The organism is Massilia sp. LjRoot122 (genome assembly GCF_964252725.1).
Classification (GTDB): Bacteria; Pseudomonadota; Gammaproteobacteria; order Burkholderiales; family Burkholderiaceae_D; genus Telluria.
In genome coordinates this window covers 2,624,262-2,648,488 of record NZ_CAXUPB020000001.1, presented here as the reverse complement: position 1 = coordinate 2,648,488, position 24,227 = coordinate 2,624,262, and the positions used below count along the sequence as shown (strand labels likewise).

Annotated in this window: 15 protein-coding genes; 8 read left to right on the top strand and 7 right to left on the bottom strand. The window is 65.4% G+C overall.

Annotated elements, in window-relative coordinates; genetic code table 11:
- The first annotated feature begins 26 nt into the window (after positions 1-26).
- The 3 genes from ACSQ25_RS11530 to ACSQ25_RS11520 all read left to right on the top strand — a co-directional run bounded on the left by ACSQ25_RS11530 (position 27) and on the right by ACSQ25_RS11520 (position 5,825).
- Positions 27-614 (top strand): RNA polymerase sigma factor, encoded by a 588-nt coding sequence (locus ACSQ25_RS11530; RefSeq protein ID WP_436105826.1) that lies wholly within the window; start codon positions 27-29, stop codon positions 612-614.
- Entirely contained in the window at positions 598-1,569 is a 972-nt protein-coding gene (locus tag ACSQ25_RS11525; RefSeq protein WP_436105825.1) for a FecR family protein, read from the top strand. The genes ACSQ25_RS11530 and ACSQ25_RS11525 overlap by 17 nt, the downstream gene beginning before the upstream one ends.
- A gap of 254 nt (positions 1,570-1,823) precedes the next feature.
- Positions 1,824-5,825: a TonB-dependent receptor gene (locus ACSQ25_RS11520; protein WP_436105824.1), complete on the top strand. Its 4,002-nt coding sequence runs from the start codon at positions 1,824-1,826 to the stop codon at positions 5,823-5,825.
- A gap of 231 nt (positions 5,826-6,056) precedes the next feature.
- Here the strand turns inward: ACSQ25_RS11520 and ACSQ25_RS11515 are convergent, their stop codons facing one another.
- Entirely contained in the window at positions 6,057-8,354 is a 2,298-nt protein-coding gene (locus ACSQ25_RS11515) for a hypothetical protein (RefSeq protein WP_436105823.1), read from the bottom strand.
- A 213-nt stretch (positions 8,355-8,567) separates the two neighbouring features.
- On the opposite strand from ACSQ25_RS11515, the gene pelA reads away from it, so the two are divergent.
- Genes pelA through ACSQ25_RS11500 form a run of 3 tightly spaced genes read left to right on the top strand, consistent with a single transcriptional unit; the run spans position 8,568 to position 12,645 of the window.
- On the top strand, positions 8,568-9,872 hold the full coding sequence (gene pelA / locus ACSQ25_RS11510; protein ID WP_436105822.1) for a pectate lyase: 1,305 nt from the start codon (positions 8,568-8,570) through the stop codon (positions 9,870-9,872).
- Positions 9,869-11,290, top strand: a complete 1,422-nt coding sequence (locus tag ACSQ25_RS11505; protein WP_436105821.1) for a glycoside hydrolase family 88/105 protein — start codon at positions 9,869-9,871, stop codon at positions 11,288-11,290. The genes pelA and ACSQ25_RS11505 overlap by 4 nt, the downstream gene beginning before the upstream one ends.
- Positions 11,287-12,645 (top strand): oligogalacturonate lyase family protein, encoded by a 1,359-nt coding sequence (locus ACSQ25_RS11500; protein ID WP_436105820.1) that lies wholly within the window; start codon positions 11,287-11,289, stop codon positions 12,643-12,645. Before ACSQ25_RS11505 ends, ACSQ25_RS11500 begins: the two co-directional genes overlap by 4 nt.
- A 63-nt stretch (positions 12,646-12,708) precedes the next feature.
- On the opposite strand, the gene ACSQ25_RS11495 is transcribed toward ACSQ25_RS11500, so the two are convergent.
- On the bottom strand, positions 12,709-13,209 hold the full coding sequence (locus ACSQ25_RS11495) for a GNAT family N-acetyltransferase (RefSeq protein ID WP_436105819.1): 501 nt from the start codon (positions 13,207-13,209) through the stop codon (positions 12,709-12,711).
- A 21-nt stretch (positions 13,210-13,230) separates the two neighbouring features.
- Positions 13,231-14,847, bottom strand: a complete 1,617-nt coding sequence (locus ACSQ25_RS11490) for a phytoene desaturase family protein (RefSeq protein ID WP_436105818.1) — start codon at positions 14,845-14,847, stop codon at positions 13,231-13,233.
- Positions 14,848-15,081: 234 nt separating this feature from the next.
- Here ACSQ25_RS11490 and ACSQ25_RS11485 point away from each other — a divergent pair, with 234 nt between their 5' ends.
- Both ACSQ25_RS11485 and ACSQ25_RS11480 read left to right on the top strand, forming a co-directional pair.
- Complete coding sequence (locus ACSQ25_RS11485; RefSeq protein ID WP_436105817.1) at positions 15,082-16,284, top strand: family 1 glycosylhydrolase; 1,203 nt, start codon at positions 15,082-15,084, stop codon at positions 16,282-16,284.
- A 134-nt stretch (positions 16,285-16,418) separates the two neighbouring features.
- Positions 16,419-18,545, top strand: coding sequence for an EAL domain-containing protein (locus ACSQ25_RS11480; protein ID WP_436105816.1), 2,127 nt, complete (start codon positions 16,419-16,421; stop codon positions 18,543-18,545).
- Positions 18,546-18,773: 228 nt separating this feature from the next.
- On the opposite strand, the gene ACSQ25_RS11475 is transcribed toward ACSQ25_RS11480, so the two are convergent.
- The 4 genes from ACSQ25_RS11475 to ACSQ25_RS11460 form a co-directional block, all read right to left on the bottom strand.
- On the bottom strand, positions 18,774-20,978 hold the full coding sequence (locus ACSQ25_RS11475; RefSeq protein ID WP_436105815.1) for an OsmC domain/YcaO domain-containing protein: 2,205 nt from the start codon (positions 20,976-20,978) through the stop codon (positions 18,774-18,776).
- 216 nt (positions 20,979-21,194) lie between these two features.
- Positions 21,195-22,214 carry a glycoside hydrolase family 43 protein gene (locus tag ACSQ25_RS11470; protein ID WP_436105814.1) on the bottom strand — a complete coding sequence of 340 codons (1,020 nt, stop codon included), beginning with the start codon at positions 22,212-22,214 and terminating at the stop codon, positions 21,195-21,197.
- A 40-nt stretch (positions 22,215-22,254) separates the two neighbouring features.
- Positions 22,255-23,196: a LysR family transcriptional regulator gene (locus ACSQ25_RS11465; RefSeq protein ID WP_436105813.1), complete on the bottom strand. Its 942-nt coding sequence runs from the start codon at positions 23,194-23,196 to the stop codon at positions 22,255-22,257.
- Between the two features lie 55 nt (positions 23,197-23,251).
- On the bottom strand, positions 23,252-24,202 hold the full coding sequence (locus ACSQ25_RS11460; protein ID WP_436105812.1) for a glycoside hydrolase family 43 protein: 951 nt from the start codon (positions 24,200-24,202) through the stop codon (positions 23,252-23,254).
- Between the last annotated feature and the right edge of the window lie 25 nt (positions 24,203-24,227).

Here is a 24,227-nt window from a genome sequence, read left to right as displayed (position 1 = left end):
AAGGGGGAAGCACGAACGGGCGAGGTATGGACACTGAAGTAGTTGACTGGCTGACAATTAATTTTCTGCCGCACGAGGCGGAATTGCGCAGGATGCTGCGCCGTGTCTGCAGCGGCCCGGCCGAAATCGACGACGTCGTGCAGGAGACCTGTTACCGGATCCTGTCGATGGCCAGCCTGGACGGGATACGCGATCCCAAGCCCTTTGTCTTCCGCACGGCCAAGAACCTGGTCCTCGACCGCATCAAGCGCGACGCGGTGGTCCGGATCGAAACCATGGCCAACCTCGAAGACCTGGACATCGCGGATGCGGCGCCCTCGCCCGAGCGCGTGGTCTTCGCGCGCTCCGAACTGAAATGGGTGATCGGCCTCGTATCCCAGCTGCCCGACCGCTGCAAGGCAGTGTTCCGGGCGCGCAGGATCCACGGCCTGTCGCAGCAGGAAACCGCGCAAAGCCTGGGCCTGACCGACGGCGTCGTCGAACACGAAATGATGAAAGGGATGCGCTTGATGTCGGAGATGATTGCCAGGCATGGCATGAACCAGGAAACCGGCGCCACCCCATCCACCGCAAGAAAACGCATAAGCAAGAAAAACAATGTCAACGATCGATAACGAAGCCTTCGAGTGGGTGGCGCGAAAGTACGCGCGCGGTTTGAGCGCCCCCGAGAGCGCCCAGTTCGACGCATGGTACGCCGCCGACCTGCGGCACCAGGGTGCCTATGCGCGCGCCATGGCGATCTACAATGCGATCAATCTGGCGACCGCCCCGCAATCGCTGTCGCCCGAACTCTCCATGCGGCGCGAACGGCGCAGCACGCGGCGCGGATGGTTCAAATACGGCGCCATGGCGGCCTGCCTGCTGGCCGCGGTGGGCACGGCGAGCCTGACGGCCCTGCGCGACGAGCAGGTCCTGACCACGGCCAAGGGCGAGTTCCGCAAGGTGCCCCTGCAGGACAAGTCGATCGCCACGATCAACAGCGGCAGCCAGATCGAAGTCGCCTTCACCGAGAAGCAGCGTACCGTCAACCTGCGCAAGGGCGAAGCCTGGTTCGAAGTGGCCAAGGATAAAGCCAAGCCTTTCGTGGTCGAAGCCGGCGACGCGCGCATCCGCGCGGTCGGCACCGCCTTCTCGGTGCGGCGTTTCACGAACGGCACCGAGGTGCTGGTCACCGAAGGCAAGGTCGAGGTTTGGGGCCAGGGACGTTCCGCCCAGCGGCGCCTGCTGCTCGAGGGCGACCGCGCCTTCCTGGCGCAGGACGCGGGCGCGATCAGCGTCAGCCGCCAGCCTGTCGAAGTCAACCGCAAACTGGCATGGAGAGAAGGCAAAGTGATCCTCAAGAACCAAACCCTGGACGACGCGGTGGCGGACTTCAACCGCTACAGCCCGAAGACGATCGTCATCGTCGACGCGGCGCTCCGGGAAAAGCGCCTGTTCGGCCAGTACAAGCTGGACGCGCCCGAATTGTTCGCCCGGGACGTCAGCACGGTGCTGGACGTGCCGGTCAACATTACCGCGGACACGATCTTCATCGGCCGCAAGGAAGTCGACGTCCCGGACGGAAGCTGAGTCCCATGCACGACCAGGGATCCGGACCCGCTCTCCACGAGCCTGTCCGGATTTTTTTTGGCGTTTCAGTCAGCTTGCTGAGTATTTCCACGACCGGACGCCGTCACTTGATTTTTCAGGGAGGATGCCGGTTCAGTCATATTTTTGAGTGATTGGTCAAACAAGGACCGCAGCATGAGGAAGACGCCTTCGCCGGCAGTCTTTACATACACGGAGCAGCATAGTTCCGACATAAACAGATTAAGGAGACGTGCATGAACCCCATGCACCCATACGCCAGCGCGGCCGGCATCATCCTGGCCGTCAGCATGGCTGCGCACGCGGGCACTTCGGTAGCCCAGGAATTGCCGCGGCCCTTCAATATTCCTGCAGGCCCTGCGACGGACTCGATTCCCGAGTTCGCGCGCCAGGCCGGCATCAACATATTGACGTCGGCGGACATCCTGGATGGCGTGAACACCGAGGAACTCAGTGGGAGCTTCGCCATCTCCGAGGCGGTAGATCGACTTCTCGCCTGCACTAATCTGGTCGGACGGGTCAGCTCCGGCGGCACCGTGGTGATCCTGGCGCGACCGCCAGGCTCACCCGGGAAAACCAATGACTCGAAAATATCGGACGATACGATGACCAAAAATACCCTCCCTGGCCGGCGCAAGGCGACTTGCGTCGCCGTCTCGGCTGCCGTGCTCATGATGGGCGCACCGCTGGCGAATGCGCAGGAGCAAGCGGCCGGTGCGCCGGTGCAGATCCCGGAGACGAAGGCCCAGCCATCCGGACAGGCGGCGACGGCCTCGACCCAGAAAGCCGACGACGGCGTGCAGCAAGTGAAGGTGGTCGCCACCCGCGCATCGCAGCAGTCGAGCATCGACCGCAAGAAGAATGCCGCCACCGCGATCGATTCGATCGTCGCCGAGGATGTCGGCAGCCTGCCGGACCGCAATGTGGGCGAGGCGATCTCGCGCATCGCCGGCATTGCACTCGACCGCGGCGACTTCGGCGAGGGCGTCACCGTCTCCGTGCGCGGCAACGGCCCGGACCTGACCCGCGTCGAACTGGACGGCCAGGCCGTGCAGTCCGCGGGCGGCAGCGACATGGCCGGCGGCGGCGACGGCCGTGCCGTCGAATTCCGCCAGCTGTCGGCGGACCTGATCAAGAGCGTCGACGTGGTGAAGGGGTCGACCGCCGACATGACCGAGGGTTCGCTGGGCGGCGGAATCCAGATCAAGACCCGTACCGGGCTCGATTTCAAGAAGCCCTTCGCTTCCCTGCGCGTAGCCGGCAGCCAGAACAGCCTGAACAAGAAGTGGCAGCCGGACGCCAACCTGATCCTGGCGAACAAGTACATGAAGGGGCGCCTGGGCCTGCTGCTGAATGCGTCCACCACCACGCTGGACAACGAAGGCCACAAGACCGAGGTGTCGGGCGGCGGCAACAATGGCTGGCAGGGTTACTACCGCCTGTACGACTTCGACAACTCGCCGGAGAAGACCTTCAGCTTCCAGCCGGGCACCGTCAACACGGCCGATGCCACCAGCACCACACCGCTGGCGCGCTCCGCATTGATCGGAGGCGGCTTCTTCGACGCGGCCACGCCGCTGGAACTGGTCACCCGTTCGGCCGGTGCAAAGAGCAAGGACGAATGCCGCGCGATCTTCGCGCCGATTCCGGCGGCCCAGCTGAACCAGATTTCGTCGTCGGCGCGTACCGGCGCGCAGAACCAGCGCACCAATGAGCTGAACACCTGCCTGAACCAGTGGAACGACTACAGCCCGTCCGGGCCCCGCTACGTGGTGCGGCGCGAGATCGACCGCCGCAAGAACCTCGACCTGCGCGCCGACTTCAAGGTGACCGACGAACTGACGGTCTACTCGAAAGGCAGCTACAACAAGCGCCACAACGACATCAATACCCTGGCCTACTCGCTGGGGAATTTCTCCGTGCAGAACGGCGTAGCCAACGTGCAGCCCGGTTCCGCCGTGGTCGACGCCAACCACCACCTGCTGTCCTACACCTTCAACAACACCAACAGCAATGGCGTGGCCAAGACCAACCAGAGCCACGGCATCGGCGAGACCACTGCCCGCTACCTGCAACTGGGCGGCAACTTCAAGCGCGGCGGCTTCAACGTCGACTTCTTCGTGGGCGATGCCCAGTCCGATTTCAGGAAGGGCGTCAAGGATCTGACGCTGAACGACTACTACGGCACCGGTTCGATGAGCGTTATGCCGAACGGCCTGTGGACCTACAGCTTCCCGAACGTCAATCCGATCACCGCCGCAGATTCCTCGCGCTTCGCCGCGCTGTTCCCGCGCGGCGCCAGCGGCGCCGTGGTGCCGTCGGTGTACACGACCAACTCCGCACCCGCCTACACGGCCGCCCAGCAGAATGCCGGCACCTCGTCGCCGAACCTGACCTGGGTGCCGACCGAGTTCCACACTTCCGAGCGCACCGCCAAGGTGGACGCGACCTGGAACACGCCGGACGCCATCCCCTTCTTCAAGCGCTTCAAGGGCGGCTACAACATGCGCGACACGCGCAACGACAACTGGAACCTGAACAACGGCGGCTACAACCTGCGCGACCCGCAAGGGACCTTCGGCACGGCGAGTTTCGTGGCGCCGATCGTGATGCCCTCGCCGACCCTGCGCAGCACCATGTATGGCTGCGCCGATACGCCGGGCTCACTGGCACCTGGCGGCAACAAGTGCGTGTATGGCTGGATCCCGAAGGGCGACATCCGCCAGTCGCTGGACGGCGCGATGGTCTACACGATCCCCCAGTTCGTCGACATGCTCAACCAGGTCATGACCCTGAAAGCCACGCCGACCCAGTTCTTCCACGGCGCCAAAGACCGTCCCGCCGGCCTGATCGACAACTGGACCCAGATCGACGTGGAAAAACTGTTCGCCATCTCCCAGGTCGGCAACACCAACTTCGATTGCGTGAAATTCTGCACGGCCAACGACGGCAAGGTCTACGCACAGCCGGCCAACCACCTGAAAGAGCGCACCGACGCCTTCTACCTGATGGGCGACTTCGGCCTCGACCACCTGCCGTTCACCAACCGTTCGCTGCCCTTCGGCCTGGAACTCGAGGGCAATGTGGGCGTCCGCTACGTGCGCACCAAGGTGCACGGCACCGGCATGATGAGCTTCACGGCCATCACCAAGACGCCCAGCTTCGACCCGAACTTCCCGGACGCGGTGGGCGGCACGAGCAGGATGAAGGTCCAGCAAGCCACGGCCATCAGTGCGAAGACGGACGATATCCTGCCGAGCCTGAACCTGGCGACCTGGCTGGTGCCGGACAAGCTGGTGTTGCGCTACAGCGCCGCCAAGACGGTGGCCCGGCCGCCGGTGTCGCGTCTGCTGGCGTCGGGTTCGTGCACCTATGACCAGGTGGCGGCCGAGCTGGGCGAAGATGGTCAATCGTGCTCGGGCACGGTCGGCAATCCGGAACTGGCCGCGCAGAAGAACTTCAACCAGAACCTGTCGATCGAGTGGTATCCGAACCGCGACACGATGCTGACGGCGACCGGCTTCCGCCAGGACGGCAAGATCGGCGGCGCGATCGCCCAAGGTGTGTCGCAGTCGCCGCTGTTCGCCAACTCGGACATGGTCAATCCTGCTACCGGTGAAACGCTGTCCAATGAGTTGTTCGACTACTCGACCTGGATGAACGGCGCCACGACCGGCCGCCGCGGCGTCGAGTTCAGCGGCAAGACGGCGTTCACCTTCCTGCCCTGGCTGCTCCGCTACACCGGTTTCGACGCCAACTTCTCCAGGATGCATTCGTCCACCTCGAAGGCGAACATCGTCGACCTGCTGACCGGCCAGCCGCTGCCGCCGCAGAACGAACCGGAGTACACCTACAACGCGGCCCTGTGGTACGACGACGGCAGGCTGTCGGCCCGTATCGCCCTGCAGGCCGTGGGCTCGTACTTCAACTGCATCGCGGCCTGCGGCAAGACCACCAGCATGTACAACTACCCGAACGTGGGCGGCGGCCGTACCAACACCACCTACAACCCGGGTTCGCCGAACTTCACGGACGCCACCCGCTTCATCGACGCCAAGATCTCGTACAAGTACTCGCCGATGATCGAGGTGTTCGTCGAAGGGCGCAATCTCGGCAACGCGACCGTCTCGCATAGCCAGGGCCCGTACGCGCCGTTCGCCGACGGCACGCCGAACATCCTGGACTTTGCGTATTCGGGACGCCGAATCATGTTCGGCGTGAACTTCCGTACCATGTAAGCGCCGGCAAGTAAAAACCGCCATGCCCGCTTCAGCGGGGATGGCGGTTTTTTTCATTGTAGGGTGGGCGGCTACACCCTGGAATGGGAATATACGCGGCTTGAACGCCGCCCGCGCGTTCAACTCCCTCTAGCGCAGATGGGACGGCTGTTCACAGTCTGTTTGAACGCGCGGACGGCACCGGCGCTGCTAGCTGATCGCATCGCCGGGTGGAGCCGTCCACCCTACGGGTCAGAGCGAGGGCAGGATGCCTTCGCTGCGGACCTTCCAGCCGGTTTTCGGGAAGCCGCGCGCCGCCCCCTTTTGCCCTTCCCACCCACCCGCCATCAGCGCGACCGCCAGCAGCAGGCCGCCGTTCGAAGGGAAATAGGTCTCGGCCGCACGCTGGTAGCCGGGGCCGTCGGGGCCGGCGCCTTGCTGGGCGCCCGCGCCAGTGGCGGTCGGGACGAAGTGGGCGGCATGGGCGTCCAGGTGCACGCGCGGTGTCATGCCGGTCTTGCCGAACTGGTTGTTCCTGGCATCGAAGAACAGCCAGTCCACCGCTTCCTCCGCTGCCCCCAGGCGCGCGGCGGTCATGGCCGCCATCGGGTAGTCCCAGCCCCAGGTCTGGCGCAGGTCCCAGTCGCGCTTCATGCGGTCGAGGGTGCGGCGCATGGTGGCGCGGTCGACGTCGCGGCCGGGCAGCCAGCCGAGCGGCATCAGGAAGGACATGTGGTCGCGGTTCTGGCAGCTGTCCTCGATCGCGTTGGCACGGCAGCTGGCGGCCGCCTTGTCCCAGAAATCCGGCACCGAGCGCACCGGCAGGTACAAGCCATCCTTCTGCGGCAGGTCCGGCCATTGCGCGAGTACGGCGTCCCAGTCGGCGCGGCGGCCCTTGCCCTCACGTTCGCGCCAGGCCTGGGCCGTCTCGATGCCCCAGCGGTAGTAGGCGACCTCGAACGCGGGATCGAAAGTACTCAGGGGCGCGAAATTCTCCTGGACCGGAATGATCGGCGGGCCGAGGCGCATCTTGCCGCTGGCCTCGTCGAAGCGCGGGAAGGAGGCCAGCAGCTCGGCGGTTTCTTCGACCAGTTCGCCGTAGGCCTGGAGGACGCGCTGGTTGCCACCCGCCCGGTACAGCAGCTCGCTCATGTAGATCGGATGCGGCTGCTGCCACATGATGAAGGGCGAGACCTTGGACGGGCTGTCGACGCCGTCCGGCCCGATCATCTTGGGCCACCAGGCGCCCTTGATCCCCTGCTCCGCCGCCCGTGCCTTCGCCTTCGGGAGGAAGCCGACGTACCAGCCGAGGCTGCGCTCGAGCAGTTGGGGACGACCCCAGAGGGCGAAGTGGGCCGCATGCCAGGGGTGCATCTCGAGGTGCGACTTGCCGTTCCAGCTGTTCGAGAACAGGCCCTCTTCCTGCGGCGCGAAGCTGCCGGCGGCGTTGACCGCCATCAGGTACTGCGACAGGATGACCCGGCGCTCCAGCTCCGGCGCGCGCGGGTCGGTCGAGCCGGAGAAGTCGACCATCCCGCCCTTGCTCCAGTAGTCGCGCCAGTGACGGGCCGTAAGCGACGCCCCGCTCGCAGGGCTCGGCAGCGGTGCACCCGCCTGCGGCGAGAACTGCAGCATGACGTTCAGCGTGCCGGCCTTGGTAGTTACCCGGTAGGCATGCGCGTCCGCCTGTTCGATGTTCGCGCCGGGCGCGCCAATGGCGGCGTGCACGGTCGTGCCGTCGATCTGGCGCTTCAGCCGCAGTTCCCCGCGCTTGCGCGACAGTTCGGCCGTGCTGTGCGCGCCGGGATTGCTCCAGTCCGAAGGGTCGGGATTCAGGGTTTTCGACACGCCCGGGAAGCGCACGGCGACAGCCAGGCGGCCCTGCGCCAGCAGCCTGGAACTGAGCTCGACCATGATGGTATCCTGGTCCGGCAGCACGCGCGTGATCACCTCTACCGGTTCGCCGTCGTAGACGAAGCGGCTGCTCAGGGTGCCGGTCCAGAGGTCGAGCGTCTGGCGGGTGTCGCGGACGTCCTCGAAACGCGCGGGCGTGCCGTCCCTGGCGCGCAGGTCGAGCGCCAGGCGGCCGAGGGAAAAGCGGTGGGGATTCTCGCGGATCCAGGCCACCGCGGGCTTCTTCGCCGCGTCGGCCCAGTCCTGGATGTAGCCGTAGCGGCGGGTATGGCCGCCCACCGCGATCTCGACCTGGGTGTCGCGCACCGTATGGCCATCGGGATTCGGGAAGCTGTGCCAGGCCCACTGCGCCTCGGTAAGGAGCGGTGCGATCTTGCTGTACGGTTCCGTGAACGTCTGCAGGCCGGTGATGTCGGCCGTGAAGCCGATGTTTCCGTTACCCAGCATGAGCGGTGCGTGCGGATCAATCCTGTTCAGCTGCGGGTTGTGGCGCGTGACCAGCGCCTTGCGGTCGATGCGGCCGGCCACGGATGCCGTGCCGGCGGCGGCGAGACCGGCCTGCGGCAAGGCCAGCGCCAGGCCGCCTGCGGCGCTGCCGAGCATCATCCGGCGGCGGGAAATGCGATGTAAACCCATGTCGGCCTTCCTTCCTTTTCGCGTATTTTGACGGGCAATTCAATCATGGGACAGCCGGACAGGTGAAGGTTTATCGGCCGCCGCCGCGGATTTAATCATCTGTTTGCGCATTTGCTTTTTTTCGCGCTTTTTTATGAGGAAAGCGCGCCGCCGGCAGTCTTATTCGGGAGGGGGAGCACGCAATCCCCACCATAACCAGATAACGGAGACAAGATGATGATTTCCAGAGGGATGGCCCTGATCGGCGCCGTATGTTTCGCGCTCGCCGCACCGGCCGACAGCGCCGTCATCGGCACCAATACCCCCGCGCTCGACGTGAGCATCGCGCGCCTGGCCGAACTGCCGGCCGCGCAGCGCGCGCTGTGGGCCGACTACATCGCACGCTCGCAGAAGCAGCACCAGTTCGACCGCGACACCCTGGCCGCCGAACTCAAGCCCGGCGAGACCGCGCCACCCGCTCCGGTGGCAGGCAGCGGCAAGATGCCGCTCGACAAACCGGCTGCCTGGTACGGCACGCCCGAGGCCCGCGCCATCGCCGATACCATCGTCAGCTTCCAGACCCCGTCCGGCGGCTGGAGCAAGAACCAGGACCGCACGAAGCCGCCACGCCTGCGCGGCCAGCACTATGCCAACAATGCCGAGACCATGGTGGTCGATCCCACCAATTTCGACGTCCCCAGGGACCGCTTCTGGACTTTCGTGGGCTCCCTCGACAACGGCGCGACCACCACCGAGATGCGCTTCCTCGGCCGCGTCCAGGCCCAGCTGCCCGGCAAGGAGGGCGAGCCTTACCGCGCCAGCATCGCCAAGGGCATCCGCTACCTCTTGATGGCGCAATACCCGAATGGCGGCTGGCCGCAGAACTACCCGCTCGAAGGCGGCTTCCACGACGGCATCACCTTCAACGACAACGCCGTGGCCGAAGCGGCCATGATCCTCGAGGACATCGCCGAAGGCCATGCGGACTTCGCCTTCGTGCCCAAGGACCTGCGCCAGCAGGCCGGCACCGCCAGCGCCCGCGCGGTCAAGCCCATCCTCGACGCCCAGGTCGTCGTCAATGGCAAAAAGACCGTGTGGCCGCAGCAGGCCGACGCCCTGACCCTGCAGCCGATCTCGGCGCGCAACTACGAGATGCGCTCGCTGGCCAGCGCCGAGAGCGCGGAAGTGTTGATGTTCCTGATGCGCCAGCCGGAGCAGACCCCGGAAATCCGCGCCGCCATCGAGGCCGGCATCGCCTGGCTCAAAGCCCACGCGATCTACGACAAGGCCTTCACCAAGGTCAATGAGGAAGAAGGCCGCAAGCTGGTCGACCGGCCGGGCGCGGGCCCGATCTGGTCGCGCAACTACGACATCCAGACCGGCAAGCCGATCTTCGGCGACCGCGACAAGTCGATCCACGACGACGTCAACTTCATCTCGAAGGGGCGCCGCAACGGCTATTCCTGGTATTCCAACGCACCACAGAAGGCGCTCAACGCCTATGTGGAGTATTCCCGCAAGGCTGGAACCCAGCAATGACTTTGCCCGTCCTACGCAACATCGCCCTGCTCGGGGCGCTCGCGACCCTGTCCGCCACGGCCGCCGAGGCGCCGGCCGGTCCGCACACCCAGGTGGCGGGCATCGAGGCCAGCTGGCTCACCCCGCCGGCCCGGCCGAACCTGGACTTTGCCGCCGACGGGCTGCCGGCGCGTGCCGCCGTGCTGCCGGCACTCGACTACGTCGCCGCCGCGCAGATTGCCGACATGAGCCGGCGCCCGATCCAGATGGCCACCGGCTCGAACCTGTCCGAGATCTCGTCCAACTGGGTGGCGGCGACCTTCTACGTCGGCGCCGCCCGGCTGGCGCGGGTGACGCAGAACCGCGACGTACTGCGCTTCCTCACCGCCACCGCCGAGCACTACAACTATTCCCTGCGCGGCGCGCGGGCCGAGCGCACGCTGTTGAACGCCGACGAAGTGGCGATCGGCGACCTCTACCAGGAACTCTACGCCAGGCGCGGCCAGCGCGGGGCGATCATGCCGCTGCAGCAGCGCCTCGACTTCATGCTGCCGCACCTGGAGCGTGAACAGGACACCGCGAGCCTGGTCTGGTGGTGGTGCGACGCGCTCTTCATGGCCCCGCCCGTGCTCGCCCGCCACACCAGCCTCACCGGCGATCCGCGCTACCTGCGGGCCATGGACCGGGAATGGCGGCGCACCGCCGCCCGCCTGTGGGTCGAGCAGGACCGCCTGTTCCTGCGCGACGAACGCTTCAAGGACAAGGACCACCTGGGCGCCGGCGGCAAGCCGGTCTACTGGGCGCGCGGCAATGGCTGGGTGATGGGCGGCCTGGCGCGCACGCTGGAATCCATGCCCGCCAGCTTCGAGGGCCGAGCCTTTTATACGGACATCTTCCGCAAGATGGCCAGCCGCGTGATCGAGCTGCAGCAGCACGATGGGCTGTGGCGCAGCGACCTGAACGACCCGAAAAACTTCCCGGAAGCAGAAACCTCGGGCTCGGGCTTCTTCGTCTACGCACTGGCCTGGGGCATCAACCATGGCCTGCTGGACCGCGCGACCTATCTGCCGGCCGTCACGCGCGGCTGGGCGGCGCTGAACCGCCACATCCTGCCGAACGGCTTGGTCGGCGCGGCCCAGAAGACCGGCGATCGTCCGGTGCCGACCCGGCCCGACGATGTCGGCCCCTATGCTACCGGCGCCTACCTGCTGGCCGGCCTGGAAGTGATGGACCTGCACGGGCCGGTGCAGGCCCTGCCGGAACCCGCGATCGCCCGCGACGACGATGCCACCATCCTCGCCACCACGCCGCAGCCGCCGCCACCGAAGACCGTGGTCGGCGAGGCCGAGAAGGCGCGCCGCGAACAGGAAATGCGCGCGACCCGGGCACTGGCCTACGATCCGGCCCAGCTCAACACCCCTGCAAGGAACAAGCAATGACGCAGAAGACTTCCCGCCGTACGGTACTGAAGGGGCTGTGGAGCGCCTCCGCCCTGCTCCCGCTGGCCATGTCGCAAGCCCAGGCGCAGGGCGCCGCCCCGGTCCACACCGGCCCGATTCCGAAAGACTGGATCGATCCGAAGACCGGCCGCCGCATCATCCGGGTGTCCGAGGAAGCCGGGTCGGGCGTGCTGTATTTCTACCGCCACGCGTATACCCCCGAGGGCGACCTGATGGTCATCAAGTCGCCCTCGGGCATCATGGGCGTGCGCCTGAAGGACTGGAAGACCGAGCTGCTGGTGCCGGGCAAGCAGAACGACCTGCTGTTCATGATGCGGACCACGCGCGAAGCGGTCTACTCCGTCACCGACCCGGGCCAGGGCGAAGCCGCCGACCGCCCGAAAACCATCTACGCCGTCAACGTCGATACGAAGAAAGTGCGCAAGCTGGCGCGCATCGCCGCCGGCGGGGTCACTGCCTCGAATGCCGACGACAGCCTGCTGCTGGGCCAGGTCGCCTACGGCGCCAAGCCGCTCCAGCCCAAGGACCCCGCCAGCCTCGCCAAGTTCGGCAACACCGAGTATGCGGCCCTCGGCCCGGACGGCAAGCCGCTCAACTTCGCCAAGGCCAAGGGCGTGCGCATGCTGGAGCGCTGGGCCGCGCGCGTCCCGGCCGAGCTGTTCACGATCGACCTCCGGACCGGCGCACGCAAGGTGCTCTACAAGACCGAGGAATGGATCGGCCACGCCCAGTTCTCTCCGACCGATCCGAACCTGATCCGCTTTTGCATGGAAGGGCCCTGGCACCGCGTCGACCGCATCAAGCTGATCCAGGCCGACGGCAGCGGTCTGCGCAGCGTGCATACCCGGACCATGAATTTCGAGATCTGGGGCCACGAGTTCTTCAGCCATGACGGAAAATGGCTGTGGTACGACCTGCAGACCCCGCGCGGCCAGGTCTATTGGGTGGCCGGACTGGAACTGGCCACCGGCCGGCGCGTCTGGAAGCGCCTCGAGGCGAACGAATGGGGTGTCCACTTCAACATCGCCCCGGACAACAAGACTTTCGCCAGCGACGGCGGCGACGCCGACATGGTGGCCCATGCGCCGGACGGCAAGTGGATCTCGCTGCTGCAGGCGGAAACCATCGTCGACGCCGACGTGGCGTCCTACGACGACAGCTTGACCACGATTGAAAAATTCAAGTCGACCCGGCTGGTCGACCTGTCGGCCCACGATTACCGGCTCGAGCCGAACCTGCGCTTCACGCCGGACGGCAAGTGGCTGATGTTCGCGTCCAATATGCACGGTGCCCAGCACGTGTATGCGGTCGACGCCGGCCTGCCCCGAAGCTGACGAACTGCGCCGAAGCGCGGTCTCCTTTGTGCGCCCCGCGGGGCGCACTTTTTTTGGAACAGCTCAGGCGCGCCAGCGCAGCTGCAGGTTGACGGCGTCTTCCGACTCCGGCACGAAGCCCAGTGCTGCGTACAGCCGGCGGGCGCCGGCCCTGTCCCTGCGCACCGCCAGTGTCAGGTCGCGCCCTTGCTGCGCTGCCTGGCGCTGGAGGCGGCGCAGCGCCTCGCCCGCCACCCCGCGCCCACGCATCGCGGGCAGGACGGCGATATCGACCACCCGCAGGGCGCCGGCCACGCTGGCCGTCACCAGGCGGCCGGCCGCGATGCCGTCGAGTTCCAACACCTGATAGAGGGCGTCGGGATAGCTGTCGCGGTAAGCGGCCACCTGCGCCTGCTGCTGCATGGCGATGATCCCGTCGATGTAGCGCGGATCGGCGAGCAGCGCCAGCAGGTCGTCGCGGGTGGAGCGGTACAGTTCGGCGAAAAAGGCCTGGTCGGCCGGCTCGGCTGGTCGAATATGGAGCGGGACAGTGGTCAAGGCAGGCGTGGCAGCTTCGTTGTACATCCCGGCAGTATAGCCGCGCGATCAGGCGGCACGGCGCGGGGGATGCTTGCGCGCGAAGTCCCGCAGCACCTCGCGCGCCGCGTTGTGGCCGGGCGCTCCGGTCACGCCGCCGCCGGGATGGGTGCCGGCGCCGCAGGTGTACAGGCCGGGGATGGGGCCGCGGTAATCCGCGTGGCCCAGCATGGGGCGGGCCGCGAACAACTGGTCGAGCCCGAGCGCGCCATGGAAGATGTCGCCCCCGACCAGGCCGAAGGTGCGCTCCAGGTCCAGCGGACTCATGATCTGCCTGCCCAGCACGGAACGCTTGAAATTCGGCGCATGGCGATTGACGGTATCGATCATCAGGTCGGCCACGTGCTCGCGGTGGCTGTCCCAGCTCGACCCGTCCGGCAGCTGCGGGGCCACGTGCTGGCAGAACAGGCTGGCCACGTGCTGGCCGGCGGGTGCAAGCGTCGGATCCAGGGTGGATGGAATCAGGAGCTCGACGATCGGCTCGCGCGACCAGCCATGGGTGCGCGCATCCATGTAGGCGCGCTCCATGTACTGCAGGCTGGGGGCGATGATGATGCCGCTGCCGTGGTGCTCGGCCGCCTCGGTGCCCGGAAGGCAGGTGAAGCTGGGCAGTTCCGACAGCGCCACGTTCATGCGGAAGGTGCCGGAGCCGCAGCGCCAGGCCTCGATCCGGCGCAGGAATTCGCCGGGAAGCGCGGCGGGATCGACCAGCCTGGTGTACAGCAGGCGCGGATTCAGGTTCGATACGAGCACGCGGGCATCGAGGCGTTCTCCCCTTGCGGTGACGACGCCGCTGGCGCGCCCTTTGTCCAGCAGAACCTCGTCCACCGCGCAGGCGGTGCGGATCTCCACGCCTTCGGCCTGGGCCGCCTTCGCCATCGCCTGGGTGATGGCGCCCATGCCGCCGATGGCGTGGCCCCAGGCGCCCTTCTTGCCGTTGACTTCGCCGAACACGTGATGCAGCAGTACGTAGGCCGACCCGGGCGTATAGGGGCTCGCATAATTCCCCACCACGCTGTCGAAGCCATAGGCCGCCTTGATCGGCGCGCTCTCGAACCAGCCGTCCAGGTAGTCGCCCGCCGACTTGGTGAACAAATCAAGCAGGTCGCGCTGCGCCGCCAGGGACAGGCTGCGCATCCGGTTGCCGAGCTTGCCGGCCTTGATGAGCTCCGGCAGCGCGGTGAGCCAGCTGCCCTGCACCAGGTTCGGCGGAGTCTGCAGCACCAGCTCGCGCAGCAGGTCGGCGGCGGCATCGAGCTGGCTGGCGTAAGCGTCGAGCCGGTCGGCGTCGCGCGGGGAGAACTTCGCCACCTCGGCCCGGGTCGTGCCGGCGCCGAGCTTCAGGTAACGGCTCTCGTCCAGCGGCAGGAAGTTGGACAGCGGCCGCTCGACCACGCGCAGGCCATGGCCGGCCAGGTTCATGTCCTGGATCACCTTGGGATTGAGGAGGGAAACCGTGTACGCGGCCACCGAGTTGCGAAAGCCGGGGTGGAATTCCTCGGTGACCGCCGCGCCGCCGACCACGCCGCGCTGCTCCAGGACCGTTACCTTCAATCCGGCGCGGGCCAGGTAAAAGGCGCATACCAGGCCGTTATGGCCGCCTCCGATGATGATTGCGTCGCGCATCCGGCTTCTCCTCGCTTGTCCTCAGATCACAGCAGCATTATGGCCCAAGCGGCGGCGGCGGCGCACCTGCCAGAACCGTGGGGATGCGCAGCTTTGGCGGGTATCTGTTGCGCGGATGCCGAATGATACAAATGCACACAAATCCGAGCGCTTAGCGCTTGCGCCGGCCCCGGTTTGGCAGGATGATGAATTGGCCGGCAACGCAGTTAACAAGCCGGCGTAAGGGAGCACACCATGCAAAGCTTCTTGTTCGCGACCGGGATCGAAGGCAGCTACCCGGTGGTCGCCGGACGTGACGGCGGCAGCCTGCGCGTCGACGAAATGGAAAAGACGGGTCACTACCGGCACTGGAAGGAAGACCTGGCCCTGGTCAGCGACCTCGGAATCGACGCCCTGCGCTACGGCCCTCCCTACTACCGGGTGCACCTGGGACCGGGGCGCTACGACTGGGACTTCACCGATGAGGTCTTCGCCGAGATCCGCCGCCGCGGCATCAAGCCGATCGTCGACCTGTGCCACTTCGGTGTTCCCGACTGGCTGGGCGATTTCCAGAACCCGGAGTTCGCGATCCACTTCACCGAGTACGCCGAGGCTTTCGCGCGCCGCTATCCCTGGGTCGACCTGTACACGCCGATCAACGAGATCTACATCACCGCCAAGTTCTCGGCCCATGAAGGAATCTGGAACGAGCGCCTGCGCTCGGACCGCGCCTTCGTCACCGCTATCCGCAACCTGGCGCGCGCCAACATCCTGGCCACGGAAGCGATCATGATGGTCAGGCCGAACGCCAAGTTCGTCCAGAGCGAATCCTCGGAGTACTTCCACCCCTCCGGTCCCGAAGCCACCGAAATCGCGCGGCACATGAACGAACTGCGTTTCCTGGCCCTCGACCTGACCTACGGCCACGATGTCAGCGGCAGGATGTACGAGTACCTGTTCGACCACGGCATGACGCGCAAGGATTACCACTTCTTCCTCAACCGCAGCGTCAAGCCGGTCTGCATCATGGGCAACGACTACTACGCCACCAACGAGCACGTGATCCATCCGGACGGCAGCTCCTCTTCCTGCGAGCTGTTCGGCTATTACGTGATCACCCAGCAGTACTACCACCGCTACCGCATTCCGGTGATGCACACCGAAACCAATAACCGCGACGCCGGCAACGGCGAAAAGGATGCCCGCGCCTGGCTCGAGAAGCAGTGGTCGAACCTGGTGCGCCTGAAGACCGACGGGGTCCCCATCATCGGCTTCACCTGGTACAGCCTGGTGGACCAGGTCGACTGGGACAGCGCGCTCACCGGCGATGCCGGCACGGTCAACCAGTACGGCCTGTGCGACCTTCAACGGCGCGTGCGGCCGGTCGGCGAAGCCTATCGCGACCTGATCCGGAGCTGGCGCCACCGGGTCGGCAATGAACACATCTGCCTGCACTAGCGAAGGACTGCCAACAGGGCCGGGAAAACACGTGGCATGCCCCGGCTGCAGCAGCCATGGCACCGCCGGTACGGAACAGCTGGCCCGTGCTACCATCGTGTGTACATACGATCATTCCAGTTCCAGCTGCGATCATGATTTCCAGCTCTGCCGCGGATCTTCAGCGCCGGCTCGACGACTTGCTCGATCATTTGCCGGCGGGTGTCGTCGTGCACGACGTCGACGGCCGCATCCTGCACGCCAACCGCCTCGCCTGCGAACTGATCGGCCGTAGCCTCGAGCAGCTACGCGGCAGTAAAGCGAGTGGCGGCGTGTGGTATCTGGTGGGCGCCGACGGCTCGCCCCTGCCAGAGAGGGAATTCCCGGTCAACGCGGTCATCCGCAGCGGCTGCAAGCTGACCCAGCTCGTCCTTGGGGTCTCGAACGGCGAGCCGGACGGGCTGCGCTGGGTGATCTGCAATGCCTACCCGGAATTCGACGACGGCGGCCGCCTGTGCCGCGTCGTCGTCTGCTTCACCGACTGCACGGCGCTGAAACAGGCCGAGCAAGACCTGCAAAAGTCGGAGGAGCGGATGCGCCTCGTCCTGCAGGGCTCGACCGATGCCCCCTGGGACTACGATCTCGTGAAGAACGAGGTCTATTATTCCGAGCGCTGGGGCGGAATGCTCGGCTACCAGCCCGGAGAGCTGCACTATGACAATGGCCTGTGGCTGGCGCTGATGCACCCGGAGGACAAGCCGCGCCTGACAGCCTATTGGAGCGATCTGCTTGCCGGCCGGGGCGAGACCTACAGCGTCGAGTGGCGCCTGCGCCATCGCGACGGGCATTACGTGCCGGTCCTGTCGCGCGGCTTCGTCACCCGCGACGCCGACGGCAGCGCCTTGCGCGTCTCGGGAACCAATACCGACCTTACCGAACGCAAGCTGACGGAGCAGCGCATCTACGAGCTGGCCAATTTCGACCACCTCACCGGCCTTCCGAACCGCCGCCTTCTGATCGAGGAGCTGGACAAGGCGCTGGCGCGCAGCCAGCGTTCGGGGCGCCACGGCGCCGTGGTCTTCCTCGACCTGGACAACTTCAAGCTGCTGAACGACACGATGGGCCATGACTTCGGCGACATGCTGTTGCGCCAGGTGGCCGGGCGCCTGCAGCATACGCTGCGCCACTGCGACCAGTTGGCGCGCCTGGGCGGCGACGAATTCGTGGCGGTGCTGGAAGACCTGGGCGACGATGTGCATGAAGCGGTGACCGAAGCCCAGCACGTGCTGGAAAAGCTGCAATCGGCCCTGGGGCAGCCCTATTACCTGGACGAGCGGCTGTTCCTGAGCACGCCGAGCATGGGGGTGGCGCTGTTCGACGGCGTGGTGACCGACATCGAGAGCCTCCTCAAGCAGGCCGATCTTGCCATGTACCGGGCCAAGTCGGAGGGACGCAACACCGCGCGCTTCTTCGACCCCGGCATGCAGGCCGAGGCCGAGCAGCAGGCGGCGCTCGAGCGCGCCCTGCGCGAGGGCGTGGCCGAGCACCAGTTCGTGCTGTTCTGCCAGCCGCAATTCTGCAGCGAGGGCCGCCTGGTCGGCGCCGAGGTCCTGGTGCGCTGGCGCCGCCCCGGCGGGGAACTGCTCGGCCCGGACGAGTTCATCGGCCTGGCGGAATCCTCGGGCCTGATCGTGCCGCTCGGCCAATACGTGCTCGAGGAGAGCTGCCGCGCACTGGCCCGCTGGCGCGGCGACCGCACGCTCGGAGAACTCGAGCTGGCGGTCAACATCAGCGCGCACCAGCTGCGTAGCGCCGACTTTGCCGCGACGCTTACCGATATTCTCCGCTACACGGGCGCGCCAGCGGCCAAGCTGTGTCTGGAGCTGACCGAAAGCGTGTTCGCCGAGAATGCCGCGGACGTGATCGGCGACATGCGCGTCCTGTGCGACCAGGGCGTGCATTTCTCGCTGGACGACTTCGGCACCGGTTACTCCTCCCTCTCTTACCTGCGGCGCCTGCCGCTGACGGCGCTGAAAATCGACCGCTCCTTCGTGCACGACGTGCACCTCGATCCGGATGCCGCCCCGGTCGTGGAAGCGATCATCGCGCTGGCGCGCAAGCTCAAGCTCGACATCGTCGCCGAAGGGGTCGAGCACGAGGCCCAGCGCAGCTTCCTGGTGGCCGGGGGCTGCGGCACGCTGCAGGGCTATTTGCTGGGGCGGCCCATGCCTATCTGGGAATTCGAGCAGGTGTACAGCAGCGCCGGAATCGGACATGCCTGAGCGGGGCCAGCAGGAGAATCGGCTGGAATTGCGGAGTTATAAGATCAGCGCATGACGGAGATCACGAACGACAATTGGATTTATGGATGGCGGCCCGGCATACTGCATCTGTCTCCACTATTCTCCTCCAAGAAAATAGTCTTCAAGCCCGCTCAAGCGGGCTTTTTTTTTTGCGGCGAGCGGCATGAAAAAGCCCCTGAGACAGGGGCTTCGCCATCTGCTACCGCATCACTTCCCCGATGCGGCCGCCCTGGCCCGCGCCGCATGCAGCTTCTTGTAGCTGTCGATCAGGCGGTGGTGCCTGTCGAGCCCTTCCAGTTTCATGCTGGTCGGCGTCAGGCCGTGGAAGCGCACACTGCCGTCCACCGAGCCCAGCGCCGCATCCATGCGCGCGTCGCCGTACATACGGCGGAAGTTGTGCACGTAATCGTCCAGTTCCAGCTCATCGTCGAGCACCACTTCGAGCACCACGTTCAGCGCCTGGTAGAACAGGCGGCGCTCGACGGTATTGTCGTTGTACTGCAGGAAGGCGCCCACCAGCTCGTGGGCTTCTTCGAATTGCTGCAGGGCGAGGTTGATGAGCAGGCGCAGCTCGAGGACCGTCAGCTGGCCCCAGTCCGTGTTCTCGTCGAACTCGATACCGATCAGGCTGGCGATGTCGGAATATTCGTCCAGCTCGTTGTTCTCCAGGCGGTCGAGCAGCGCGGCCAGGCTGTCATCGTCCAGGCGATGCAGGTTCAGGATGTCGGCGCGGAACAGCAGCGCCTTGTTGGTGTTGTCCCACACCAGGTCTTCGACCGGATAGATCTCGGAATAGCCGGGCACCAGGATGCGGCAGGCGATGGCGCCCAGCTGGTCGTATACCGCCGTGTAGACCTCCTTGCCCATCTCTTCGAGAATACCGAGCAGGGTCCCGGCTTCGTCGGCATTCGAGTTCTTGCCCTGGCCGGAAAAGTCCCATTCGACGAAATCGAAATCGGCCTTGGCGCTGAAGAAGCGCCAGGACACCACGCCGCTGGAATCGATGAAGTGCTCGACGAAGTTGTAGGGCTCGGTCACGGCGTTGCTGGCGAACGTGGGCTGGGGCAGATCGTTCAGGCCTTCGAAACTACGACCCTGCAGCAGTTCCGTCAGGCTGCGTTCCAGTGCCACCTCGAAGCTCGGGTGTGCGCCGAAGGAGGCAAACACGCCGCCGGTGCGCGGGTTCATCAGGGTGACGCACATGACCGGGTAGGTCCCGCCCAGCGAGGCATCCTTGACCAGCACCGGGAAACCCTGCTCTTCCAGGCCCTGGATCCCCGCCAGGATGGCCGGGTATTTCGCCAGCACCTCCGAAGGCACGTCGGGCAAGGCCAGTTCACCTTCCAGGATTTCGCGCTTGACGGCGCGCTCGAAAATCTCGGACAGGCATTGCACCTGCGCTTCGGCCAGCGTATTACCGGCGCTCATGCCGTTGCTGGCGTAGAGGTTTTCAACCAGGTTGGACGGGAAATAGACCACTTCGCCATCCGAATGCCGGGTGAACGGCAGGGAAACGATGCCGCGCTCCGCATTGCCGGAATTGGTGTCGACCAGGTGCGAGCCACGCAGCTCGCCGTCGGGATCGTAGATGCCCAGGCAGTACTCGTCGAGAATCCCGGCCGGCAGCGCGTCCTTGCGGCCGGGCTGGAACCAGCGCTCGTTCGGGTAATGCACGAACGGGGCATTGGCGATGTCCTCGCCCCAGAACACGCCGGCATAGAAGTGATTGTTGTTGAGGCGCTCGATGTACTCGCCCAGGGCCGACGCCAGGGCGCTTTCCTTGGTCGCTCCCTTGCCGTTGGTGAAACACATCGGCGAATGCGCATCGCGGATATGCAGCGACCAGACATTCGGCACGATATTGCGCCAGGACGCGATTTCGATCTTGATGCCCCAGGACGCCAGCATCCCGGACATGTTCGCGATCGTTTGCTCCAGGGGCAGGTCCTTGCCCGGAATATAGGTACGTGCTCCGGCATCGGGCTGCAGGGTCAGCAGGGCCTGGGCATCGGCATCCAGGTTGGCGACCTCTTCGATCACGAATTCCGGGCCGGCCTGCACCACTTTCTTGACGGTGCAACGGTCGATCGAGCGCAGGATACCCTGGCGGTCCTTCTCGGAGATGTCCGGCGGCAGCTCGACCTGGATCTTGAAGATCTGCTGGTAACGGTTTTCCGGGTCGACAATATTATTCTGGGACAGGCGAATATTCTCGGTTGGAATATTGCGGGTGTTGCAGTACAACTTCACGAAGTACGCGGCACACAAGGCCGACGAGGCCAGGAAGTAGTCGAAAGGACCAGGCGCGGAGCCGTCGCCCTTGTAGCGGATAGGCTGGTCGGCAATAACCGTGAAGTCGTCGAACTTGGCTTCCAGACGCAGTTTGTCGAGAAAGTTGACCTTAATTTCCATGGAGAATTCCAAATCTGAACTAAAAGTGGCATACCCGAATCTGCCATTGTTTCAGGCTTCGGGTAAGCCGTGCAAAATATAAAAGCCCTGTCAGGACAGGGCTTACAGGATCGGTTGACGATGTCGGTGGGGCAGATACGCACTAGTATAGCTCAGAGGCGGCGAGGCGCGCCTGCTGCGGCGGCAGGCACCGATTGACGCCGCGTCCCGGAAACCTCAGCGCGACTGCTGGTGTATCGCCGTATCCGCAACCGGAACGCCGAAGTCAGGCGTCCCATCGGCGCGCCACTGGATGCGCTGCGCACGCGTATGGCGGTTCGGGTCAAACAGGGAGTCCCCCTTGATCTCCTCATAGTTGCGCGCGTGGTAGACCAGGATATCCAGCTTGCCGTCCGGGCTTGTCGTGAAGGAATTGTGACCCGGGCCGTACTGGCTGGTCGCGGCGCTGCTGCGGAATACCGGTAGCGCCGACTTGGTCCAGGATGCCGCATCGAGCAGGTTGGCCGACGCCGGAGCGCTCAGCAAGCCCAGGCTGTAGCTGGCGTCGGTCGCGCTGGCGGAATAGGTCATGAACACCCGGCCATTCTTGACGAGGACCGCCGGTGCCTCGTTGACGTCGTGCTTCACTTTCTCCCACGGGTATTCGGGTGCGGTCAGCATCGTCGCGGGGCCGGTGATGGAGAGCGGCGTGTCCATTCTGGCGATGTAGACCGCCGTCATGTGCTTGGTCGCGGTGGGCGGGCGCTGGGTCCAGGCCAGGTAGCGCTGCCCGTTCAGTGCAAAGCTCGTCGCATCGAGGGCGAAGGATTCCCAGCCCGTCTTCAGCTGTCCGCGCTCAATCCACTGCCCTTCGAGCGGATTCGCGGATGCGTTCTCGAGCACGTAGAGGCGGATGTCGAAGGGGGCATCGTCCCGCCCCGCGGTGAAGTACAGGTACCACTTGCCATCGATGTGATGCAGTTCCGGCGCCCAGATGTGGCGGCTCATCGGTCCGCGGGCGTGCTTGCGCCAGACGACTTTGGCCTCGGCCTTGCCCAGCTCGTTCAGGGAACGGGTGCGGCGCAGTTCGATCCGGTCATACTCGGGAACCGTGGCCGTGTAGTAGTAATAGCCGTCCGCATGCAGGCTGACATGCGGGTCGGCGCGCTGCAGCACCAGGGGATTGGCGAATTCGGCGGCGGCCGCGAAGGCCGGCGCGCACAGCAGGGCGAGGGTGAAACGTGCGACTGTCAGCATGGGCGGACTCCTTTGATGTCAAAGGGCCGCGCATGCCGCCCTAGTAGATTTCGGACGCTGCCAGCCTCACCTGCCGCAGGAGCAGCTCGGCGCCCGGCGCCAGCAAATGATCCTGCTGGCGGATGATGCCGAAGGCATCCATCTTGCAGGGCAGCTCGATCGGCAGGATGCGCATGACGTTCAGCGACGCGTAGTACTGCGCCACCTCCAAGGGCATCACGTGCAGCGAATCGGTCTGCTGCAGCAGCGTGGTGATCAGCAGCAGCGCCGTGGTGTCGACCACGTTGCTTGGAGGCTGCAGGCCGGCGCGGCGGAACATCATGTCGAAGCGGTGGCGCAGGATGCTGCCGGGCGGCGGCAAGATCCAGGGCCGGTCGGCGATGTCTTCCAGGCGCAGGTCCTTCGCATCGAGCAGTGCATGGCCCGGGCGCACCACGGCGCAGGCGGGTTCCTCGGTCAGCTCCTCGTAGACCAGGCCGCCCGAGCCTTCCTTCTCCAGGATGCGGCCGATCATGAAGTCGAGCGTGCCGCGCTGCAGCTTGTCGAGCAAGACGTTGCTGGGCTCTAGGTGCACGCCGATCCGCAGCAGCGGCGCCTGTTCCTTGATGCGCGCGATCGCCCGCGGCAGCAGCGCCATCGCGGGCGACATGATGACGCCCACTTCGACCTGCCCCGACAGGCCGGCCTTCAGCGCCAGCAGGTCGTCGTGGGCCAGCGCCAGGCTGGTGAGGGCCATGCGCGCGTGGCGGATCATCGTCTCGCCGTAAATGGTCGGCTCCATCCCGCGCGGCAGGCGCTCGAACAGGCGCACGTCCAGCATCTCTTCGAGGTCCTTGATCTGCTTGGACGCCGCCGGCTGCGTCATGTGCAGCTCCTCGGCCGCACGGTGGATGTTGCGGTAGTCGTCCAGCGCGATCAGGAGCAGCAGCTGGCGCGTCTTGAGGCGCGCCTTCAAAAACCAGTTCGGGTTCGTTGTATCCATCAGAAAATAATATCATTTTGGATATCGAACCGGAAGAAATACTGCTGAGTCGTTATCACTTGCAAGCGGGCGACGGGTTGGCGGCCGGTCCCTCGGCAGTCTGCGCCACCGGCAGGATCTTCCCGTCCGGGGCGTAGCGCAGCTCCTCGACGGCCACGGAACGGCGGAATTCGCCACCGGTCGGCAGCTTGCCGTTGTGGTAGAAGATGTAGGACTTGCCGTTGAACTCGACGATGGCCTGGTGGATGGTGTTGACGTTGCTGTTCTTCTCCATGATCACGCCGCCGAAGGACCAGGGACCGGTGGCCGTGGGGCCGCTCATGACCACGGTCTCTTCCGGGAACTTGCGCGAGTACGAGAGGTAATAAGTGCCCTTGTGCTTGTGCAGGTAGGCCGCTTCGGTGAAGGAATCCAGGCCCACGGTGTGGATCGGGCCGTCGAGCTCGGTCATGTTCGGTTTGAGCTTCGCATACTTCATGACCGTGTTGCCCCAGTAGAGATAGGCCTGGCCGTCGTCGTCGATGAAGACGGCCGGGTCGATGTCGTCCCACAGGATGTCGGTTTCCTTCGTCATGTCGTTGGTGACGAGGGCCGTGCCGCGCGCGTCCACGAAGGGACCGGTCGGGCTATCCGAGACCGCGACGCCGATGGCCTTGCCCTTGATGGTGGCGTGGTCCACGGTCGAATAGAAGTAGTACTTGCCGTTGCGCTTGACGATATCCGACGCCCAGGCGTCGCGGCCGGCCCACTTGAAGGTGCTGACGCGCAGCGGAGAACCATGGTCGGTCCACTTCTTCATGTCGCAGCTCGAGTACACGCGCCACTCGTTCATGACGTAGTCCTTGCCGCCCACCGGCGCCTCGTCCTTGCCGACATAGAGATAGACGCGCCCCTTGTCCACCAGCGCGGCCGGGTCGGCCGTGAAGATGTCGGTGACGATCGGGTTGGCCGCCTGGGCCAGTGCCGACGCGGCGAGGCCCAGCGCGAGTACGGAAGCTTTAATCATGAGGTCTCCTTATATATCTTCTAGT

What these genes read in the sequence shown, in the direction of transcription:
- ACSQ25_RS11465 (WP_436105813.1), bottom strand. Translation starts at nt 23,196, where the DNA reads ATGGATACAACGAACCCGAACTGGTTTTTGAAGGCGCGCCTCAAGACG.
- pelA (WP_436105822.1), top strand. Translation starts at nt 8,568, where the DNA reads ATGATGATTTCCAGAGGGATGGCCCTGATCGGCGCCGTATGTTTCGCG.
- ACSQ25_RS11495 (WP_436105819.1), bottom strand. Translation starts at nt 13,209, where the DNA reads ATGTACAACGAAGCTGCCACGCCTGCCTTGACCACTGTCCCGCTCCAT.
- ACSQ25_RS11475 (WP_436105815.1), bottom strand. Translation starts at nt 20,978, where the DNA reads ATGGAAATTAAGGTCAACTTTCTCGACAAACTGCGTCTGGAAGCCAAG.
- ACSQ25_RS11530 (WP_436105826.1), top strand. Translation starts at nt 27, where the DNA reads ATGGACACTGAAGTAGTTGACTGGCTGACAATTAATTTTCTGCCGCAC.
- ACSQ25_RS11490 (WP_436105818.1), bottom strand. Translation starts at nt 14,847, where the DNA reads ATGCGCGACGCAATCATCATCGGAGGCGGCCATAACGGCCTGGTATGC.
- ACSQ25_RS11525 (WP_436105825.1), top strand. Translation starts at nt 598, where the DNA reads ATGTCAACGATCGATAACGAAGCCTTCGAGTGGGTGGCGCGAAAGTAC.
- ACSQ25_RS11505 (WP_436105821.1), top strand. Translation starts at nt 9,869, where the DNA reads ATGACTTTGCCCGTCCTACGCAACATCGCCCTGCTCGGGGCGCTCGCG.
- ACSQ25_RS11480 (WP_436105816.1), top strand. Translation starts at nt 16,419, where the DNA reads ATGATTTCCAGCTCTGCCGCGGATCTTCAGCGCCGGCTCGACGACTTG.
- ACSQ25_RS11460 (WP_436105812.1), bottom strand. Translation starts at nt 24,202, where the DNA reads ATGATTAAAGCTTCCGTACTCGCGCTGGGCCTCGCCGCGTCGGCACTG.
- ACSQ25_RS11515 (WP_436105823.1), bottom strand. Translation starts at nt 8,354, where the DNA reads ATGGGTTTACATCGCATTTCCCGCCGCCGGATGATGCTCGGCAGCGCC.
- ACSQ25_RS11485 (WP_436105817.1), top strand. Translation starts at nt 15,082, where the DNA reads ATGCAAAGCTTCTTGTTCGCGACCGGGATCGAAGGCAGCTACCCGGTG.
- ACSQ25_RS11520 (WP_436105824.1), top strand. Translation starts at nt 1,824, where the DNA reads ATGAACCCCATGCACCCATACGCCAGCGCGGCCGGCATCATCCTGGCC.
- ACSQ25_RS11500 (WP_436105820.1), top strand. Translation starts at nt 11,287, where the DNA reads ATGACGCAGAAGACTTCCCGCCGTACGGTACTGAAGGGGCTGTGGAGC.
- ACSQ25_RS11470 (WP_436105814.1), bottom strand. Translation starts at nt 22,214, where the DNA reads ATGCTGACAGTCGCACGTTTCACCCTCGCCCTGCTGTGCGCGCCGGCC.